At 62.0% G+C, this 19,520-nt stretch carries 15 protein-coding genes; 7 read left to right on the top strand and 8 right to left on the bottom strand.

The features are described 5' to 3' along the window. Nucleotides 1-5 precede the first annotated feature (5 nt). Nucleotides 6-869: a universal stress protein gene (locus tag ABVN19_RS05130; protein WP_028941452.1), complete on the top strand. Its 864-nt coding sequence runs from the start codon at nt 6-8 to the stop codon at nt 867-869. Between the two features lie 103 nt (nt 870-972). Here ABVN19_RS05130 and ABVN19_RS05125 read toward each other — a convergent pair whose 3' ends face one another. Continuing rightward, a complete protein-coding gene (locus ABVN19_RS05125; RefSeq protein WP_028941451.1) occupies nt 973-1,440 on the bottom strand; it encodes a DUF1289 domain-containing protein in 468 nt (155 codons plus the stop codon). Nucleotides 1,441-1,847: 407 nt separating this feature from the next. On the opposite strand from ABVN19_RS05125, the gene acnB reads away from it, so the two are divergent. Then, a complete protein-coding gene (gene acnB / locus ABVN19_RS05120; protein ID WP_028941450.1) occupies nt 1,848-4,448 on the top strand; it encodes a bifunctional aconitate hydratase 2/2-methylisocitrate dehydratase in 2,601 nt (866 codons plus the stop codon). Between the two features lie 139 nt (nt 4,449-4,587). Here the strand turns inward: acnB and prpD are convergent, their stop codons facing one another. From prpD to ABVN19_RS05090, 6 genes are all read right to left on the bottom strand, one after another. Beyond that, entirely contained in the window at nt 4,588-6,072 is a 1,485-nt protein-coding gene (prpD, locus tag ABVN19_RS05115; RefSeq protein WP_028941449.1) for a 2-methylcitrate dehydratase, read from the bottom strand. Between the two features lie 47 nt (nt 6,073-6,119). Further along, nucleotides 6,120-7,310, bottom strand: coding sequence for a 2-methylaconitate cis-trans isomerase PrpF (prpF, locus tag ABVN19_RS05110; protein ID WP_028941448.1), 1,191 nt, complete (start codon nt 7,308-7,310; stop codon nt 6,120-6,122). Between the two features lie 84 nt (nt 7,311-7,394). Further along, nucleotides 7,395-9,983 (bottom strand): Fe/S-dependent 2-methylisocitrate dehydratase AcnD, encoded by a 2,589-nt coding sequence (gene acnD / locus ABVN19_RS05105; protein ID WP_105642488.1) that lies wholly within the window; start codon nt 9,981-9,983, stop codon nt 7,395-7,397. A 158-nt stretch (nt 9,984-10,141) separates the two neighbouring features. Continuing rightward, entirely contained in the window at nt 10,142-11,269 is a 1,128-nt protein-coding gene (prpC, locus tag ABVN19_RS05100; protein ID WP_028941446.1) for a 2-methylcitrate synthase, read from the bottom strand. A 79-nt stretch (nt 11,270-11,348) separates the two neighbouring features. Continuing rightward, nucleotides 11,349-12,239: a methylisocitrate lyase gene (gene prpB, locus ABVN19_RS05095; RefSeq protein ID WP_028941445.1), complete on the bottom strand. Its 891-nt coding sequence runs from the start codon at nt 12,237-12,239 to the stop codon at nt 11,349-11,351. Continuing rightward, on the bottom strand, nt 12,236-12,946 hold the full coding sequence (locus ABVN19_RS05090) for a GntR family transcriptional regulator (RefSeq protein ID WP_028941444.1): 711 nt from the start codon (nt 12,944-12,946) through the stop codon (nt 12,236-12,238). Before ABVN19_RS05090 ends, prpB begins: the two co-directional genes overlap by 4 nt. A gap of 292 nt (nt 12,947-13,238) precedes the next feature. Here ABVN19_RS05090 and ABVN19_RS05085 point away from each other — a divergent pair, with 292 nt between their 5' ends. The 4 genes from ABVN19_RS05085 (at nt 13,239) to pabB (ending at nt 17,767) form a co-directional block, all read left to right on the top strand. Next, the gene (locus ABVN19_RS05085; RefSeq protein WP_028941443.1) at nt 13,239-13,775 is read left to right on the top strand and encodes an ATP-dependent zinc protease; all 537 of its coding nucleotides are present in this window, start codon (nt 13,239-13,241) and stop codon (nt 13,773-13,775) included. A 5-nt stretch (nt 13,776-13,780) separates the two neighbouring features. Beyond that, nucleotides 13,781-15,313, top strand: coding sequence for an inactive transglutaminase family protein (locus ABVN19_RS05080; protein WP_028941442.1), 1,533 nt, complete (start codon nt 13,781-13,783; stop codon nt 15,311-15,313). A gap of 2 nt (nt 15,314-15,315) precedes the next feature. Beyond that, complete coding sequence (locus ABVN19_RS05075; RefSeq protein ID WP_167332091.1) at nt 15,316-16,293, top strand: alpha-L-glutamate ligase-like protein; 978 nt, start codon at nt 15,316-15,318, stop codon at nt 16,291-16,293. Between the two features lie 130 nt (nt 16,294-16,423). Beyond that, entirely contained in the window at nt 16,424-17,767 is a 1,344-nt protein-coding gene (gene pabB, locus ABVN19_RS05070; RefSeq protein WP_028941440.1) for an aminodeoxychorismate synthase component I, read from the top strand. Between the two features lie 56 nt (nt 17,768-17,823). Here pabB and thrH read toward each other — a convergent pair whose 3' ends face one another. Then, complete coding sequence (gene thrH / locus ABVN19_RS05065; protein ID WP_028941439.1) at nt 17,824-18,441, bottom strand: bifunctional phosphoserine phosphatase/homoserine phosphotransferase ThrH; 618 nt, start codon at nt 18,439-18,441, stop codon at nt 17,824-17,826. Nucleotides 18,442-18,570: 129 nt separating this feature from the next. On the opposite strand from thrH, the gene ABVN19_RS05060 reads away from it, so the two are divergent. Continuing rightward, on the top strand, nt 18,571-19,305 hold the full coding sequence (locus ABVN19_RS05060; RefSeq protein WP_028941438.1) for a phosphoadenylyl-sulfate reductase: 735 nt from the start codon (nt 18,571-18,573) through the stop codon (nt 19,303-19,305). Nucleotides 19,306-19,520 lie beyond the last annotated feature (215 nt).

The raw sequence follows: 19,520 nt of genomic DNA, 5'->3' as shown, positions 1-19,520 counted from the left end.
CGCTCATGCAAGAAGTACGCAGCATCCTGGTGGTACTCGACCCCGAACACGCCCATAGCCGTGCGCTGACCCGGGCCAAACTGATCGCCGGTGCCACGGGCGCACGTCTGCATCTGCTGATGTGCGACAAAAAGCAGGACCACAGCGCCTTGCTCAGCCTGCTGGCCAGCCAGCTGCATGACGATGGCTTCGACAACGTGACCCATGAGCAGGCCTGGCACGACACCCTGCACGAATCGATCATCGATGTGCAGCAGGCCGAGGGCTGCGACCTGGTGATCAAGGAACATCGCCCGGACAACCCGCTGAAAAAGGCACTGCTCACCCCCACCGACTGGAAACTGCTGCGCCAGTGCCCCTGCGCGGTATTGATGGTCAAGCACGAACGGCCCTGGACCGGCGGCGTGATCCTCGCAGCAGTCGATGTCGGCAACCATGATGAAGCGCACCGCCTGCTGCACAAGAACATCATCGACCACGGCTATGAGATCGCCAACCTGGCCAAGGGCAATCTGCACGTCATCAGCGCCCATCCTTCACCGATGCTGTCGGCGGCCGACCCGGTGTACCAACTGAAGGAAACCATCGAGCAGCGCTACCGTGAGGAATGCAGCGCCTTCCAGGCCGAATTCGATATCAAGGATGATCGCCTGCATGTGGCCGAAGGGCCGGCGGATGTGTTGATCCCCTACACCGCCAAGAAATACGAGGCGGTGGTGACGGTGATCGGTACCGTGGCGCGCACCGGGATTTCCGGGGCACTGATCGGCAACACCGCCGAGGTGGTACTCGATTCGCTTGAGAGTGATGTACTGGTGCTCAAGAGCGAGGAGGCGCGCGTACACCTGACCGAGCTGGCACAGGGCTGACTTCCCGGCGGACCTTCACGACCTCATCGCTGCCAAGCAAGCTCCCACAAGCACCCCAGGCACCAACCCTGTGGGCGCTGGCTTGCCAGCGATGCTCTTGAACTCACCCCAAGGCATCCTTCAGAAAGCCCGGCGCGATGTAGCGCTGATAATGCGCTTCCGACAGCAGGAAAAATTCCCGATCAATGGCATCGCGCAACTGCGGCAATTCCCAGTCGCGAAACTCCGGCAACAACACCATGCCATAGGCTTCAAGGTCGCGTATGACCCGCGCGCCACGGGCGATCAGCTGGTAGGCCCAGCAGTATTCGGACTGGTGCGGCACGAAGCGGATCTTGCGCTGCTCCAGTTGCAGGCGCAGGCGCGTGGCATCAAAGACCTCAAGTTTGGCGACCATGACCTGCACCAGCAATTGCTCGAGGCGCAGCCAGACCGCACGCTTTTCGTCGTCGTTGTAGCCGTTCCAGTTGATCACTTCATGATGAAAACGCTTGCAGCCGCGACACACCAGATCCCCGTAAACCGTGGAACAGAGGCCGACACAAGGCGTTTTAATTGACTGATTGGACATGAAAAAGACAACAGCTTGGCGGTGGAACAGGCCGCCATGTTAGCCCTTTGTCTAACGGGGGTCACTCGTTAAAGTCCTACAGCGCGCCTTACCTTTATCCAGTTTTTACCGTAGAATCACCCGGCCTTTTTAAGGCGCCAAATGTCCGTTGGAAGCTGTTTTCAAAGCGTCACGAGCACAGTTCATCCGGTAGAACGGCGTTGGCCCGGGATATTCGCCTGTCGCATATCCCGCGCCAGCCCTCATCAGCCTCCGTTCTACAGGCGTAAAACTTTGAAAGCAGCTTCTGTGAGGATTTCCTGCAACCCTGGCTACGCGGCCCAAGAAGCCGTATTGCGCACGGGTGCTGGACTTTCTGGATGAGCGTCCCGGACACCCATTTGGGACCACTGATGAGGGTAATAACTGTGCTTGAAGCCTACCGCAAACACATCGAAGAGCGTGCCGCCCAGGGTATCGTGCCCCAGCCGCTTAACGCCGAACAAACCGCAGGCCTGGTCGAGCTGCTGAAGAACCCCCCTTCTGGCGAAGAAGCCGTCCTCGTCGACCTGATCACCAATCGCGTTCCACCAGGAGTGGACGAAGCCGCCTACGTCAAGGCTGGTTTCCTCTCTGCTATCGCCAAGGGCGAAGCCACCTCCCCGCTGATCAACAAGCAACGCGCCGTTGAGCTGCTGGGCACCATGCAGGGCGGCTACAACATCGCCACCCTGGTCGAGCTGCTGGATGACGCAGCACTGGCCGCCGTCGCCGCCGAACAACTCAAGCACACCCTGCTGATGTTCGATGCGTTCCACGACGTCGCCGAAAAAGCCAAGGCGGGCAATGCCCACGCCAAGGCTGTGCTGGACTCCTGGGCCGCCGGCGAGTGGTTCACCAGCAAGCCTGCGATCGCTGAAAAATACAGCCTGACCGTCTTCAAGGTCCCTGGCGAAACCAACACCGACGACCTGTCCCCTGCCCCGGACGCCTGGTCGCGCCCAGACATCCCGCTGCACGCCCTGGCCATGCTGAAAATGGCCCGTGACGGCATCGTGCCTGAGCAACAAGGCGCCATCGGCCCGCTCAAGCAGATCGAAGAAGTCAAAGCCAAAGGCTTCCCGGTTGCCTACGTCGGTGACGTGGTCGGTACCGGCTCCTCGCGTAAATCCGCCACCAACTCGGTGCTGTGGTTCTTCGGCGACGACATCCCGTACGTACCGAACAAGCGCGCCGGTGGCTTCTGCTTCGGCTCGAAAATCGCCCCGATCTTCTACAACACCATGGAAGACGCCGGCGCTCTGCCAATCGAGTTCGACGTATCGAACCTGAACATGGGCGACGTCATCGACGTCTACCCACACGCCGGCAAAGTCTGCAAGCACGGTACCGACGAAGTCATCACCACCTTCGAACTGAAGACCCCGGTGCTGCTGGACGAAGTCCGCGCTGGTGGCCGTATCCCGCTGATCGTTGGCCGTGGCCTGACCGACAAGGCTCGCACCGAGCTGGGCCTGCCGGTTTCCGATCTGTTCCAGAAGCCTGAGCAGCCTGTCGACACCGGGAAAGGCTATACCCTGGCGCAAAAAATGGTCGGCAAGGCCTGCGGCGTGACTGGCGTTCGTCCAGGCACCTACTGCGAGCCGAAGATGACCACCGTCGGCTCCCAGGACACCACTGGCCCGATGACCCGTGACGAACTGAAGGACCTGGCGTGCCTGGGCTTCTCTGCTGACCTGGTCATGCAGTCGTTCTGCCACACCGCGGCCTATCCAAAGCCGATCGACGTCAACACCCACCACACCCTGCCGGATTTCATCCGCACCCGTGGCGGCGTGTCCCTGCGTCCAGGCGACGGCATCATCCACAGCTGGCTGAACCGCATGCTGCTGCCTGACACCGTCGGTACCGGTGGTGACTCGCACACCCGTTTCCCGATCGGTATCTCGTTCCCGGCCGGTTCCGGCCTGGTCGCCTTCGCCGCTGCCACCGGCGTCATGCCGCTGGACATGCCGGAGTCGGTACTGGTTCGCTTCAAGGGCAAGCTGCAACCAGGCATCACCCTGCGTGACCTGGTACACGCCATCCCTTACTACGGCATCAAGAACGGCCTGCTGACCGTTGAGAAGAAGGGCAAGATCAACGCCTTCTCCGGCCGCATCCTGGAAATCGAAGGCCTGGACGAGCTGACTGTCGAGCAAGCGTTCGAACTGTCCGACGCCTCGGCCGAGCGTTCCGCTGCCGGTTGCACCATCAAGCTGCCAGAAAAGGCAGTGGCCGAGTACCTGAAGTCGAACATCACCCTGCTGCGCTGGATGATCAGCGAAGGTTACGGCGATGCCCGCACCATGGAGCGTCGTGCCCAAGCGATGGAAGCCTGGCTGGCCAATCCGGTTCTGCTGGAAGCCGACAAGGACGCCGAATACGCCGAGATCATCGAGATCGACCTGGCCGACATCAACGAGCCTGTGCTCTGCGCCCCGAACGACCCGGACGACGCCCGCCTGCTGTCCACCGTTCAAGGCGAGAAGATCGACGAAGTGTTCATTGGCTCGTGCATGACCAACATCGGTCACTTCCGTGCTGCCGGCAAGCTGCTGGAGAAGGTCAAGGGCTCGATTCCAACTCGCCTGTGGCTGTCGCCTCCAACCAAGATGGACGCACACCAGCTCACCGAAGAAGGCTACTACGGCATCTACGGCAAAGCTGGCGCGCGCATGGAAATGCCGGGCTGCTCGCTGTGCATGGGTAACCAGGCACGTGTAGCGGCGAACTCGACCGTAGTGTCGACTTCGACCCGTAATTTCCCGAACCGTCTGGGTGATGGTGCCAACGTGTACCTGGCCTCTGCCGAACTGGCTGCCGTTGCCTCAATCCTGGGCAAACTGCCGACCGTCGAAGAGTACATGGAATACGCGAAGAACATCGACAGCATGGCTGCCGACGTCTACCGCTACCTGAGCTTCGACCAGATCGCCGAGTTCCGTGAAGCTGCTGCGAACGCCAACATCCCGGTCGTTCAAGCGTAAGCTGACTTAGCGTAAAAAAACCCCGCCAATCGGCGGGGTTTTTTATTGGCTTCAGCTCAACCTGCAGGAGCGGGCTTGCCCCGCGCTACTATGCGACTGGCTCACCGCTATCGCGGGGTCGCACCGCCGCGCCTACAGATCAGATTACGAACAAGTCGACGAACCGGTGTACCGCTGTCGCTTCAAGCGCCGCCTGGTCCTTGCACAATGCAAAGATCTCACCCACCCGCTGCCCGGCAAAGCGTGTGGCAAGGTTGGCCTTGAACTTTTCTTCGAGCAACGGAACCCCCTCGGCGCGACGCCGGCGGTGGCCAATCGGGTACTCCACCACCACCTGCTCGGTACTCGATCCATCGCTGAAGAACACCTGCAGCGCATTGGCAATCGAGCGTTTGTCGGCCTCCAGGTATTCACGGGTAAATCGCGGGTTCTCGACGATCTCCATTTTTTCGCGCAACCGATCGATGATCGGGTGGGCGGCATGGAATTCATCCTCGTACTGCTCGGCCACCAGGTGGCCAAAAATCAACGGCACGGCGGTCATGTACTGAATGCAGTGGTCGCGGTCAGCCGCGTTGGCCAGCTTGCCGACCTTGGAGATGATGCGGATCGCCGACTCGTGGGTGGTGATGACGATCCGCTCTATCTCATGCAAGCGGTTACGCACCTGTGGATGCAATGCCACCGCTGCTTCACAGGCAGTCTGGGCATGGAACTCGGCGGGGAAGCTGATCTTGAACAGCACGTTTTCCATCACGTAGCTGGCAAACGGCTGGGAGAAACTGAACGAGCGCTTGCCTTCGGGCTTGAGCGCCAGGTCCTTGTTGGTATGGCTGAACAGCACATCGTAGAAACCCCACTGCGGCGCAGTGAGCACACCGGGCACCCCCATCTCGCCACGCAAGGCGATATCGGCCAGGCGCACGCCACGACTGGAGGCATCTCCCGCCGCCCAGGACTTGCGCGAGCCGGCATTGGGCGCATGACGGTAGGTACGCAAGGCCTGGCCATCCACGAACGCATGGGAAAGCGCCGACAGGAGCTGTTCGCGATTGGCGCCCATGAGCTTGGCGCACACCGCCGTGGAAGCCACCTTGACCAGCAGCACGTGGTCGAGGCCGACGCGGTTGAAGGCGTTCTCCAGGGCAATCACGCCCTGGATCTCGTGGGCCATGACCATGGCTTCGAGCACCACACGCATGCTCAAGGGCGCTTCGCCATTGGCCACGCGCTTTTGTGAAAGGTGGTCGGCCACCGCGAGAATGCCGCCGAGGTTGTCCGACGGGTGCCCCCATTCGGCGGCCAGCCAGGTGTCGTTGTAATCGAGCCAACGCACGATGCTGCCAATGTCCCAGGCCGCCTTGACCGGGTCCAACCGGTAACTGGTGCCCGGCACGCGTGCGCCATGGGGCACTACCGTGCCCTCCACCAGCGGCCCCAGATGCTTGGTGCATTCGGGGAAGCGCAGCGCCAGCAGGCCGCAGCCCAGGGTATCCATCAGGCAGTTGCGCGCCGTGTCCAGCGCCTCCCCGGATTCGACGGTGTAGGTGAGGACATAGTCAGCGATGTCCTGCAGCACCCGGTCGTAGTCGGGACGGTTGTTCAGATCAACGTTGGCACTCATTTCACATCTCTCTGTTGGGTAAACAGGGAGCCAGGCGCCGCTAACGGTTAGAAGGCATCACCGGGTACACGCACCCAGCCCTCCATCAGTATGCGAGCACTGCGGCTCATGATTGCTTTGGTTACAGTCCATTCACCGTTCACCTGGCGAGCCTCGGCGCCAACACGCAAGGTGCCCGACGGGTGCCCGAAACGTACGGCGCTGCGCTCGCCTCCGCCGGCCGCCAGGTTCACCAGGGTGCCCGGCACGGCGGCAGCGGTACCGATGGCAACAGCAGCGGTGCCCATCATGGCGTGGTGCAACTTGCCCATCGACAGCGCCCGTACCAATAGATCAACGTCACTGGCGGCCACGGTTTTGCCGCTGGACGACTGATAGGCTACAGGCGGCGAGACGAACGCAACTTTGGGGGTGTGCTGGCGCTTGACAGCTTCGTCTACGTGGGTGATCAGGCCCATGCGCACGGCACCGTGGGCACGGATGGCTTCAAAACGGGCCAGTGCCTGCGGGTCGCTGTTGATCGCGTCCTGCAGTTCCGTGCCGGTGTAGCCGATGGCTTCGGCCTGGATGAAGATGGTCGGGATGCCGGCGTTGATCAGGGTCGCCTTGAGGGTGCCGACACCGGGCACTTCCAGGTCGTCGATCAGGTTGCCGGTGGGGAACATCGAACCGCCCTCGCCGTCTTCGTCGGCGGCCGGGTCCATGAACTCCAGTTGCACTTCAGCGGCCGGGAAGGTCACGCCGTCCAGCTCGAAATCACCGGTCTCCTGCACTTCACCGTTGGTGATCGGAACGTGGGCGATGATGGTCTTGCCGATGTTGGCCTGCCAGATACGCACGGTGGCGGTGCCGTTCTGCGGCACGCGACTGCCGTCGACCAGACCGGCGCTGATGGCGAAGGAGCCGACCGCCGCCGAGAGATTGCCGCAGTTGCCGCTCCAGTCGACAAAGGCCTTGTCGATCGACACCTGGCCGAACAGGTAGTCGACGTCATGTTCGGGCTTGCTGCTGCGCGAGAGGATCACGGTCTTGCTGGTGCTGGAAGTAGCACCGCCCATGCCGTCGATCTGCTTGCCGTAGGGATCGGGGCTGCCGATCACGCGCAACAGCAGCGCGTCACGGGCGACGCCAGGAACCTGGGCGCGCTCGGGCAGGTCTTGCAGGCGGAAGAACACGCCTTTGCTGGTGCCGCCACGGATGTAGGTGGCGGGGATTTTTACTTGGGGTACGTGAGCCATGTCTGGGGTCCTGAGTGCGCTGTGGAATCGCGGGGCATGCCCGCGCCTACAGGGAGCGGGCTTGCCTCTCGACAATGCCCTGCCTTAAACGGTCGCCGATTCGAGGAAGTCCTGGGCAAAGCGCTGCAGCACGCCGCCGGCTTCATAGATCGACACTTCTTCGGCGGTATCCAGGCGGCAGGTGACCGGCACTTCAAGACGCTCGCCGCTACGACGGGTGATCACCAGGGTCAGGGTCGCCCGCGGGGTGCGTTCACCGACCACGTCGTAGGTTTCGGTACCGTCGATGTCCAGGGTCTTGCGGTTGACGCCCGCCTTGAACTCCAGCGGCAACACGCCCATACCCACCAGGTTGGTACGGTGGATGCGCTCGAAGCCTTCGGCGACGATGGCCTCGACACCCGCCAGACGCACGCCCTTGGCTGCCCAGTCGCGGGACGAGCCCTGACCGTAGTCGGCACCGGCAACAATGATCAGCGGCTGCTTGCGGTGCATGTAGGTCTCAATGGCTTCCCACATGCGCGTGACCTTGCCTTCCGGCTCGATCCGCGCCAACGACCCCTGCTTGACCTTGCCGTCTTCGCGAACCATTTCGTTGAACAGTTTCGGGTTGGCGAAGGTGGCGCGCTGGGCAGTCAGGTGGTCACCACGGTGGGTGGCGTAGGAGTTGAAGTCCTCTTCCGGCAGGCCCATTTTCGCCAGGTACTCGCCGGCAGCGCTGTCGAGCATGATGGCGTTGGACGGCGACAGGTGATCGGTGGTGATGTTGTCCGGCAGCACGGCCAACGGACGCATGCCCTTGAGCGTACGCTCACCGGCCAGTGCGCCCTCCCAGTACGGCGGACGGCGGATGTAGGTGCTCATCTCGCGCCAGTCGTACAACGGCGGCACCTTGGGACCGGTGTCTTCCTCGATGGTGAACATCGGGATGTAGACCTGGCGGAACTGCTCCGGCTTGACCGCTGCCTTGACCACCGCGTCGATCTCTTCGTCGCTCGGCCAGATATCCTTGAGGCGGATTTCCTTGCCGCCGACCACGCCCAGCACATCCTTCTCGATGTCGAAGCGGATGGTGCCGGCAATGGCATAGGCCACGACCAGGGGCGGAGAAGCCAGGAACGCCTGCTTGGCATACGGATGGATACGGCCGTCGAAGTTGCGGTTGCCCGAGAGTACGGCGGTGGCGTACAGGTCGCGGTCGATGATTTCTTGCTGGATGACAGGGTCCAGCGCACCGGACATGCCGTTGCAAGTGGTGCAGGCAAAGGCCACGATGCCGAAACCGAGCTGCTCCAGCTCATCGTCCAGGCCTGCTTCTTTGAGGTACAGGGCAACGGTCTTGGAGCCTGGTGCCAGCGACGATTTCACCCAGGGCTTGCGGGCCAGACCCAACTTGTTGGCATTGCGCGCCAACAGGCCTGCCGCGATCACGTTGCGCGGGTTGCTGGTGTTGGTGCAGCTGGTGATGGCGGCGATGATCACGGCGCCATCGGGCATCTGCCCCGGCACGTCTTCCCACTGACCGGCGATGCCTTTGCTGGCCAGGTCGCTGGTGGCGACGCGGGCGTGCGGGTTGGACGGGCCGGCCATGTTGCGCACAACGCTGGACAGGTCGAAGCGCAGCACGCGCTCGTACTCGGCATCGGCCAGGCTGTCGGACCACAGGCCGGCGATCTTGGCGTAGGTTTCCACCAGCTTGACCTGATCGTCTTCACGGCCGGTGAGCTTGAGGTAGTCGATGGTCTGCTGGTCGATGGAGAACATCGCAGCGGTGGCACCGTATTCCGGAGCCATGTTGGAGATCGTGGCGCGGTCACCCAGGGTCAGGGCGCGGGCGCCTTCGCCGTAGAACTCGAGGTAGGCACCCACGACCTTTTCCTTGCGCAGGAACTCGGTCAGGGCCAGTACCACGTCGGTTGCGGTGATGCCCGGCTGCGGCTTGCCCGACAGCTCGACGCCGACGATTTCAGGCAGGCGCATCCAGGACGCCCGACCGAGCATGACGTTCTCGGCTTCCAGGCCGCCCACACCAATGGCGATCACGCCCAGCGCATCGACATGCGGGGTATGGCTGTCGGTGCCTACGCAGGTATCGGGATAAGCAACGCCACGTTCGGCGTGGATTACCGGAGACATCTTCTCCAGGTTGATCTGGTGCATGATGCCGTTGCCAGGCTGGATCACGTCGACGTTCTTGAACGCCTTCTTGGTCCAGTTGATGAAGTGGAAGCGGTCTTCATTGCGACGGTCCTCAATGGCGCGGTTCTTCTCGAACGCCTGCGGGTCGAAACCACCGCATTCCACGGCCAGGGAGTGGTCGACGATCAACTGCACCGGTACCACCGGGTTGACCTGGGCCGGGTCACCGCCCTTGTCGGCGATGGCGTCGCGCAGGCCGGCCAGGTCCACCAGGGCGGTCTGGCCAAGAATGTCGTGGCAGACCACACGGGCCGGGAACCAGGGGAAGTCCAGGTCGCGCTTGCGCTCGATCAGTTGGCTCAGCGAGTCGTTGAGGCTGGTCGGGGCACAACGGCGCACCAGGTTTTCAGCCAGTACGCGCGAGGTATAGGGGAGACGGTCATAGGCGCCGGGCTTGATGGCATCGACGGCCGCACGGGCGTCGAAATAATCCAGGCCAGTGCCCGGCAGGTTCTTGCGAAATTCAGTATTCATGGCACAGGGACTCAATCACGGTAGGGTCGGGAGGCAATCCGGCCACCCCCTCCTTGCTGTTGTGGGTGCAGGCTTGCCCTGCGATAGCGATCTATCGATGACATCGCTTCGCGGGGCAAGCCCGCTCCTACCCGCAGGAGGGAGCGTCAGCCGTTTGCTCAGCGTTGTTCGATTGGCACGAACTTGCGCTGCTCAACGCCGGTGTACTCGGCGCTCGGGCGAATGATGCGGTTGTTGGCACGCTGCTCGAACACATGCGCCGCCCAGCCGGTCAGGCGCGAGCAGACGAAGATCGGGGTGAACAGCTTGGTCGGGATGCCCATGAAGTGGTACGCCGAGGCATGGTAGAAGTCGGCGTTGGGGAACAGCTTCTTCTGCTCCCACATGGTCTTGTCGATGGCTTCGGACACCGGGTACAGCACGGTGTCGCCCACCTCGTCAGCGAGCTTTTTCGACCAGCCCTTGATGACTTCGTTACGCGGGTCGGACTCTTTGTAGATGGCGTGGCCAAAGCCCATGATCTTGTCTTTGCGCTCAAGCATGCCCAGGGTGCCGTTGATGGCTTCCTGCGGGGTCTTGAACAGCTCGATCATTTCCATGGCCGCTTCGTTGGCGCCGCCGTGCAGCGGACCGCGCAGCGAACCGATGGCGGCGGTGATGCACGAGTACAGGTCCGACAGGGTCGAGGCACACACGCGGGCGGTGAAGGTCGAGGCGTTGAACTCATGCTCTGCGTAGAGGATCAGCGATACGTTCATCACCTTGACGTGCAGCTCGCTCGGCTTCTTGCCGTGCAACAGGTGCAGGAAGTGGCCGCCGATGGTGTCTTCGTCGCTGGTGCAGTCGATGCGCACACCATGGTGGCTGAAGCGGTACCAGTAGCACATGATCGCCGGGAACAGTGCCAGCAGGCGGTCGGTCTTCTCGTGCTGGAGGTCGAAGCTCAGCTCTGGCTCCAGGGTGCCGAGCACCGAGCAACCGGTACGCATCACGTCCATCGGGTGGGCGGTGACCGGAATGCGTTCGAGCACTTCTTTCAGCGCTTGCGGCAGGTCGCGCAGGGTCTTGAGCTTGCCCTTGTACTCGGCCAGCTGGGCCGCGCCGGGCAGTTCACCGTAGAGCAGCAGGTAGGCGACTTCTTCAAACTCGGCATGCTCGGCCAGTTCACGAACGTCGTAGCCACGGTAGGTCAGACCGGCTCCGGCCTGGCCTACGGTCGACAGTGCGGTTTGCCCGGCCACTTGACCACGCAGGCCGGCACCACTGAGTACTTTTGCTTCGGCCATTGTTTTTCTCCACTCTTGAATTTGTTATTGGATATCTGGCTAATCGCGGGGCAAGCCCGCTCCTACAGGTTCGAGACGTTCAACCCTTCTTCTGGGCGAACAGCGCGTCGAGGCTTTGCTCGAACGCGTGGTAGTTGATGGCGTCGTACAGCTCCATGCGAGTCTGCATGGTGTCGATGACGTTTTTCTGCGTGCCGTCGCGGCGCAGCGCGGTATAGACGTTCTCGGCAGCCTTGTTCATGGCGCGGAACGCCGACAGCGGGTACAGCACCAGCGAGACATCGACCGAGGCCAGCTCCTGGGTGGTGTACAGCGGCGTGGCACCGAATTCGGTAATGTTGGCCAGGATCGGCGCCTTCACGCGGTCGGCGAAGGTCTTGTACATGGCAAGTTCGGTGATCGCTTCCGGGAAGACCATGTCGGCACCGGCCTCGATGCACGCCGCAGCGCGATCCAGGGCCGCTTCCAGGCCTTCGACGGCCAGGGCATCGGTACGCGCCATGATCACGAAGCTGTCATCGGTACGCGCATCGACCGCAGCCTTGATGCGGTCGACCATCTCCTGCTGGGACACGATCTCTTTATTGGGACGGTGGCCGCAGCGCTTGGCGCCAACCTGGTCTTCGATGTGGATCGCCGCTGCGCCGAACTTGATCATCGACTTGACGGTACGGGCCACGTTGAACGCCGAGGAGCCAAAGCCGGTGTCGACATCCACCAGCAGCGGCAGGTCGCAGACATCGGTGATGCGGCGCACGTCGGTGAGCACGTCATCCAGGCCGGTGATGCCCAGGTCAGGCAGGCCCAGGGAGCCGGCAGCTACACCGCCACCCGACAGGTAGATGGCCTTGAAACCGGCACGCTTGGCCAGCAGCGCGTGGTTGGCATTGATCGCACCGACCACTTGCAACGGGTGTTCGGCGGCGACGGCATCGCGAAAACGCTGGCCGGGACTGCTTTTCTGACTCATGACTCACCTCGTGGGCTGGAAGCGTCCAGGTAGTGACGCTCGATGTTGCGTTTGGATGCGCCGATATGCCGGCGCATCAAGAGCTCGGCCAGTTCACCGTCACGGTCGGCGATGGCATCGAGAATCCGGTGGTGTTCGGCAAACGCCTGGCGCGGCCGATTGGGGGTGGCGGAAAACTGGATGCGGTACATGCGCACCAACTGATACAGCTCGCCACAGAGCATCTGCACCAGGGTGCGGTTACCGCTGCCCTGGATGATCCGGTAATGAAAGTCGTAGTCGCCTTCCTGCTGGTAGTAGCCAAGGCCTGCCTGGAAGGTGGCGTCACGCTCATGGGTATCGAGCACCCGTCGCAGCTCATCGATCTCGGCTACGCTCATACGCTCGGCAGCCAGGCGACAGGCCATGCCTTCAAGGGACTCACGAATTTCGTAGAGCTCGATCAGTTCGGCATGGTTGAGCGACACCACCCGCGCCCCGACATGCGGGATGCGCACCAGCAGGCGCTGGCCTTCAAGACGGTGGATGGCTTCGCGCAGCGGCCCACGGCTGATGCCGTAGGTGCGCGCCAGCTCAGGCTCGGAGATCTTGCTGCCCGGGGCGATCTCGCCCTTGACGATGGCGGCCTGGATACGCCGGAAGACGTTTTCAGAGAGGGTTTCCGAATCCTCTGCTACTGCGCCGGGGGCTTGGGCTGTGTCCAGCATATTGTCGACACCTCGTAAATCAATGAGGCCAAAACTAGCCAAATCGACAGCAAGAGTCAAAGACAAAATGAACATTGTCGACAATCGTCTAAGAACGAACTTCACTGTCCCCGGCGTTGTCTGAGTGCAGCCGCTGGCGCCAGCACACCAGCGTGATAGAATGCCGCGCCTCACACGAGGCATGAATAGTGTGCCTGTCATCAATTTGTGTTGCTGACAGATGAACGAGGAAGCTTGCGCAATACTGCCAGTGGCCTTGACCCGAACATCGCACAGCACCGCGCCAGGATTTATGAGACTTACGCCCCTCCCACTGTTGTTCAGCCTGTTCTTCCTGCCTGCCCTGAGCCAGGCCGCGGAAAAGACCGTGTACGGCCTTAATGAATATGCCCGCCTTGCCGATATCGACCTGGAGGTTGCCGCCAAGCTCGATACCGGGGCCAAGACCGCCTCGCTCAGCGCCCGCGACATCAAGCGCTTCAAGCGCAACGGCGAGTCCTGGGTGCGCTTCTACCTGGCAATTGACGCCGCCCACGCGCATCCGATAGAACGACCCCTGGCCCGCGTCAGCAAGATCAAGCGCCGCGCCGGCGATTACAACCCCGACGAAGGCAAGGCCTACACCGCCCGTCCAGTGATTGAAATGAACATCTGCATGGGGACGGCCAAACGCGTCATCGAAGTGAACCTCACCGACCGCAGCGCGTTCCAGTACCCGCTGCTGATCGGCTCGGAGGCACTCAAACACTTCGATGCACTGGTCGACCCAAGCCTTAAATACGCGGCCGGCAAACCTGCCTGCGCCCCTGACGCTCACACCGCAGAGTAATCCCGATGCGCTCTCTTACCCTTCATCTGAAAGTCCTGATCACCGTACTGGTGCTACTGGGCATCATTGTCACGGCCTATCAGATCTTCTTCCTCGGCATCCCGGTGACCGAAGACGAAACCGACGACCTTTGGAACATCGATGCCAAGGTCGAGTTCGTCGCCAACCCCAAGGACCCGGTCAAGGTACAGATGTTCGTGCCACCGCTGAGCCGTGACTATGTCAGCCTCAACGAGAGCTTCATCTCCAACAACTACGGGGTGAGCGTCAACCGCGTCGACGGCAACCGCAAGGTCACCTGGTCGGCCCGTCGCGCCAGCGGCAACCAGACCCTGTACTACCGCCTGGTCCTGACCAAGCGCTACAGCACCGAAAAAGCCAAGATCAAGGGCCCGACCTTCCGCGACAGCCTCGCTGTCGAAGGCCCGGAGAAGATCGCCGCCGAAGCCCTGATGGCGCCGATCCGCCAGCACTCGGCCGACGTCGAGACCTTTGTCAGCGAGACCATCAAGCGGGTCAACAACCTCAACGACGACAACGTCAAGCTGCTGCTGGCCGGCGACACCTCGTCGCTGAACAAGGCCAAGGTCATCGACCTGCTGCTGTCCATTGCCCACGTGCCGGTTGAGAAGGTCCACACCATCCGCCTGGTCGCCGACCAGCCGCAAACCCCTGAGCTGTGGCTGCGCAGCTTCAACGGCACCGACTGGCTGTACTTCAACCCGGATACCGGCGAGCAAGGCCTGCCGACCGACCGCCTGCTGTGGTGGACCGGTGACGACAACCTGATCACCGTCGATGGCGGCAAGAAAGCCAACGTCAGCTTCAGCCTCAACAACAGCGAGATGAACGCCATCCGCCTGGCCAAGCTGACCGACGAGAACACCGACGCCGACTTCCTCGAATACTCGCTCTACGGCCTGCCCCTGCAAACCCAGCAGACCTTCATGATCATGGTAATGATCCCGATTGGCGTGCTGGTGATCCTGGTGCTGCGCAACCTGATCGGCATCCAGACCCTGGGCACCTTTACCCCGGTACTGATCGCCCTGGCCTTCCGTGAAACCCAGCTGGGCTTCGGTATCATCCTGTTCACGGTGATCACCGCACTTGGCCTGTCGCTACGCTCCTACCTCGAACACCTCAAGCTGCAGATGCTGCCGCGCCTGTCGGTGGTCCTGACCTTCGTGGTGGTGCTGATTGCCGCCATCAGCCTGTTCAGCCACAAGCTGGGCCTCGAGCGTGGGCTGTCGGTCGCACTGTTCCCGATGGTGATCCTGACCATGACCATCGAACGCCTGTCGATCACCTGGGAAGAACGTGGTGGTGGCCATGCAATGAAAGTCGCCATCGGCACCCTGTTCGCTGCCTCCCTGGCTCACCTGCTGATGAGCGTGCCGGAGCTGGTGTACTTTGTGTTCACCTTCCCGGCGGTACTGCTGATTCTGGTCGGCTTCATGCTGGCGATGGGTCGCTATCGCGGCTACCGCCTGACGGAGCTGGTGCGCTTCAAGGCTTTCGTGAAGGCTGACGCCTGATGATCGGACTCTGGAAAACATGGAAAGCCCTGGAGGCCCGGGGCATCATGGGTATCAACCGGCGCAATGCGGACTACGTCCTCAAGTACAACAAGCGCAACTTGTACCCGATCGTCGATGACAAGATCATCACCAAGGAACGCGCCATCAAGGCCGGCATCCATGTGCCGGAAATGTACGGGATCATCTCCACCGAGAAAGAGATCGACAAACTCGGCGAGATCATCGGCGGGCGCAACGACTTCGTCGTCAAGCCTGCCCAGGGCGCCGGCGGCGACGGCATCCTGGTGGTGGCCGATCGCTTCGAGGACCGCTACCGCACGGTCTCGGGCAAGATCATCAGCCACGAAGAAATCGAGCACCAGATCTCCAGCATCCTCACCGGCCTGTACTCCCTGGGCGGTCACCGCGACCGCGCCTTGATCGAGTACCGGGTCACCCCCGACCAGATCTTCAAGAGCATCAGCTACGAAGGTGTGCCGGACATCCGCATCATCGTGCTGATGGGCTACCCGGTGATGGCCATGCTGCGCTTGCCAACCCGCCAGTCCGGCGGCAAGGCCAACCTGCACCAGGGCGCCATCGGCGTCGGTGTAGACCTGGCCACCGGCCTGACCCTGCGCGGCACTTGGCTGAACAACATCATCAGCAAGCACCCAGACACCACCAACGCGGTGGACGGCGTGCAACTGCCGAACTGGGACGGCTTCATGAAGCTTGCGGCCGGCTGCTACGAGCTGTGCGGCCTGGGCTACATCGGTGTCGACATGGTCCTGGACCAGGACAAGGGCCCGTTGATCCTCGAGCTCAACGCCCGTCCCGGCCTGAACATCCAGATTGCCAACGATTGCGGCCTGACCAAGCGTACCCACGCCATCGAGGCTCACCTGGAGCAACTGGCCAAGGACGGCAAACAGGAGACCGCCGAGGAGCGCGTGCGCTTCGCCCAGGCGCTGTTCGGTCACGTACCCTCCACCTGATGCAAACACCTTGTTCGCGTCAGCCCACAGCGGCTGACGTGGGCCAGGCGCTCAAGGTCGCAGTCAGCCCTAGGCGCATGTCCTGCACAGGACTACAATCGCCTCCCCGCATTCATAGCTGTTCACTTGCATGCCGACCTGTACGCTCCATCCCCTGCCCTACCTCGCCGACCCTGCAGACTACTTTGCGCGCATCCGCAAGGCACCCGGCGCCGTGCTGCTCGACAGCGCCCGCCCGAGCGCCGAACGCGGCCGCTACGACCTGCTCAGTGCCTGGCCGGTGCAAAGCCTGGTGCCCGAGGCCGGGGAACGCGGTGAGGCCTACCTGCAGCGCCTGCGCGCGAGCCTCGAGCACCTGGGCCGCGCCGAACTACCCGAGACCGTCGAACTACCCTTTGCCGGCGGCTTGATCGGCTATCTGAGCTACGACTTCGGCCGTCGGCTTGAGCAATTGCCCGAGATTGCCGTCGACGACCTGGGCTTGGAAGACGCACACCTTGGCCTTTACGCCTGGGCACTGATCAGCGATCACAAGCGCACGCAGAGCCAGTTGGTGTTTCACCCAAGCCTGGCCGAGGCCGAGCGCCAGCGCCTGATTGCACTGTTTGAAGGCCCGGCGACGAACGAGCAAGCGCACTTTTCCCTGCAGGCGCCGATGCGCGGTGACATCAGCGCCGAGGACTATCGCCAGGCGTTCGACCGGGTGCAGCAGTACATCCATGCCGGCGACTGCTACCAGATCAACCTCACCCAGCGCTTTCGAGCCCCCTGCCAGGGCGATCCGTGGCATGCCTACCAGGCCCTGCGCCAGGCTTGCCCGACGCCTTATTCGGGCTTCCAGCTGCTGGCCGACGGCAGCGCCCTGTTGAGCTTCTCGCCGGAGCGTTTTATCCAGGTCAGTGCAGGCCAGGTGGAAACCCGGCCGATCAAGGGCACCCGGCCACGCAGCGCCGATACCGCAGAGGATGTCCGCAATGGCGCCGAACTGCTGGCCAGCAAAAAGGATCGCGCCGAGAACCTGATGATTGTCGACCTGCTGCGCAACGACCTGGGTCGCACCTGCGAGATCGGCTCGGTAAAAGTGCCGGAGCTGTTCAGCCTGGAGAGTTACCCCAATGTCCATCACCTGGTCAGCAGCGTCACTGGCCGGCTGGCCGCCGACAAGGACGCTCTGGACCTGATCGCCGGCAGCTTCCCCGGCGGCTCGATCACCGGCGCACCGAAAATTCGCGCCATGCAGATCATCGACGAACTGGAGCCCAGCCGTCGGGCGCTGTACTGCGGCTCGTTGCTGTATGTGGACGTGCGTGGCGAGATGGACAGCTCCATCGCCATTCGCAGTTTGCTGGTCAAAAATGGGCAGGTGTACTGCTGGGGCGGGGGGGCGGTGGTGGCCGACTCGGACTGGCAGGCGGAGTATGAAGAGTCGATTACCAAGGTGAAGGTGTTGCTCAGGACGTTGCAGTGGCTTTGAACGCATCGCGGGGCAAGCCCGCTCCTACTGGAGCCAGCTTGCCCCGCGAAAGGCCGCTACAAATTCAACGACCGGTTGGACGCCTTGATGAACTCTTTCTTCAACGCCTCGAAGTCATGCACCGCTGGAAACTGCGGGAACTCACGAATCACGTTCTCTGGCGCATGGAACAGGATCCCCGCATCGGCCTCGCCCAGCATGGTGGTGTCGTTGTACGAGTCACCAGCGGCAATTACCCGGTAGTACAGGCTCTTGAAGGCCAGCACCGACTGGCGCTTGGGGTCTTTCTGGCGCAGTTGGTAGCCCGTCACCCGATCGGTCTCGTCGGTGATCAGCCGATGACACAGCAAGGTCGGGAAACCCAGCTGGCGCATCAGCGGCTGGGAGAATTCGTAGAAGGTGTCGGAGAGGATCACCACCTGGAAGCGCTCGCGCAGCCAGTCGACGAATTCAATGGCGCCGTCGAGCGGCTTGAGCGTGGCGATGACCGCCTGGATGTCGGACAACTTCAGACCGTGCTCATCCAGAATACGCAGGCGCTGCTTCATCAGCACGTCGTAGTCGGGAATATCGCGGGTGGTGGCCCGTAGCGATTCGATTCCGGTTTTTTCCGCGAAGGCGATCCAGATTTCAGGGACCAATACGCCTTCCAGGTCGAGACAGGCAATTTCCACAGCACACTCCTCGAACAACGCCAAAAATGGGAAGCCGCACTCTACATGCGAGGCGTCTGCCCGGGCAATTTTTGTTAAGATCGGCACATTACGAGCGCCAAGCGCCATTCAATGACCGGAAGCCGCCTGATGAGCCAACCCTTCGACGTCGCCGCCCTGGCCGCGACCTATGCCAACAAGTCCCCGCAAGACATCCTCAAGCTCGCCTTCGAGCACTTTGGCGATGACCTGTGGATCTCTTTCAGCGGCGCCGAAGACGTGGTGCTGGTCGACATGGCCTGGAAGCTGAACAAGAACGTCAAGGTGTTCAGCCTCGACACCGGGCGCCTGCACCCGGAGACCTACCGCTTCATTGACCAGGTGCGCGAGCATTACAACCTGCCGATCGAGATCCTTTCCCCCGACCGCAGCAAGCTCGACCCCTTCGTCAAGGAGAAGGGCTTGTTCAGTTTCTACAAGGACGGCCACGGTGAATGCTGCGGCATTCGCAAGATAGAACCACTGCGACGCAAACTGAGCACTGTCAGCGCCTGGGCCACCGGCCAGCGCCGCGACCAGAGCCCGGGTACCCGCAGCCAGGTGGCCGCGCTGGAAATCGACGGCGCGTTTTCCACGCCCGAGCGCACACTGTACAAGTTCAACCCGCTGGCACAGATGAGCAGCGAGGAAGTCTGGGGCTACATCCGCATGCTCGAGCTACCGTACAACAGCCTGCACGAGCGCGGTTTCATCAGCATCGGCTGCGAGCCGTGCACCCGGCCAGTACTGCCGAACCAGCACGAACGTGAAGGCCGCTGGTGGTGGGAGGAATCGACCCAGAAGGAATGCGGGCTGCACGCCGGCAACCTGATCAGCAAGGGCTGATCGCCAGGCGCACAAAAACCGGCTTCGGCCGGTTTTTTAATGCCTGCGCAAAAGTGACTTGCGTGGAAACCCATGTGTATCGCTACACCAATACACATGGACGCCATGACCCTGCACATCGAGCCCAGCGCCCGCGATCCAATCTATCGCTAGATCGTCCAGATCACCCGTCTGATCAGCGCGGGCATTAAAAAACCGGCGCCAGGGCCGGTTCT

It is taken from the genome of Pseudomonas vranovensis, assembly GCF_040438935.1.
Lineage (GTDB): Bacteria > Pseudomonadota > Gammaproteobacteria > Pseudomonadales > Pseudomonadaceae > Aquipseudomonas > Aquipseudomonas vranovensis.
The sequence above is the reverse complement of the archived record's forward strand: the minus strand, read 5'-3'. Positions and strand labels throughout refer to the sequence as shown.

Bases quoted from the DNA above. Each gene is read 5' to 3' on its own strand.
- ABVN19_RS05060 (WP_028941438.1), top strand. From the start codon at position 18,571: ATGAGCCAACCCTTCGACGTCGCCGCCCTGGCCGCGACCTATGCCAAC.
- ABVN19_RS05090 (WP_028941444.1), bottom strand. From the start codon at position 12,946: ATGCTGGACACAGCCCAAGCCCCCGGCGCAGTAGCAGAGGATTCGGAA.
- prpB (WP_028941445.1), bottom strand. From the start codon at position 12,239: ATGAGTCAGAAAAGCAGTCCCGGCCAGCGTTTTCGCGATGCCGTCGCC.
- ABVN19_RS05130 (WP_028941452.1), top strand. From the start codon at position 6: ATGCAAGAAGTACGCAGCATCCTGGTGGTACTCGACCCCGAACACGCC.
- ABVN19_RS05125 (WP_028941451.1), bottom strand. From the start codon at position 1,440: ATGTCCAATCAGTCAATTAAAACGCCTTGTGTCGGCCTCTGTTCCACG.
- prpC (WP_028941446.1), bottom strand. From the start codon at position 11,269: ATGGCCGAAGCAAAAGTACTCAGTGGTGCCGGCCTGCGTGGTCAAGTG.
- prpF (WP_028941448.1), bottom strand. From the start codon at position 7,310: ATGGCTCACGTACCCCAAGTAAAAATCCCCGCCACCTACATCCGTGGC.
- prpD (WP_028941449.1), bottom strand. From the start codon at position 6,072: ATGAGTGCCAACGTTGATCTGAACAACCGTCCCGACTACGACCGGGTG.
- pabB (WP_028941440.1), top strand. From the start codon at position 16,424: ATGCCGACCTGTACGCTCCATCCCCTGCCCTACCTCGCCGACCCTGCA.
- acnD (WP_105642488.1), bottom strand. From the start codon at position 9,983: ATGAATACTGAATTTCGCAAGAACCTGCCGGGCACTGGCCTGGATTAT.
- ABVN19_RS05085 (WP_028941443.1), top strand. From the start codon at position 13,239: ATGAGACTTACGCCCCTCCCACTGTTGTTCAGCCTGTTCTTCCTGCCT.
- ABVN19_RS05080 (WP_028941442.1), top strand. From the start codon at position 13,781: ATGCGCTCTCTTACCCTTCATCTGAAAGTCCTGATCACCGTACTGGTG.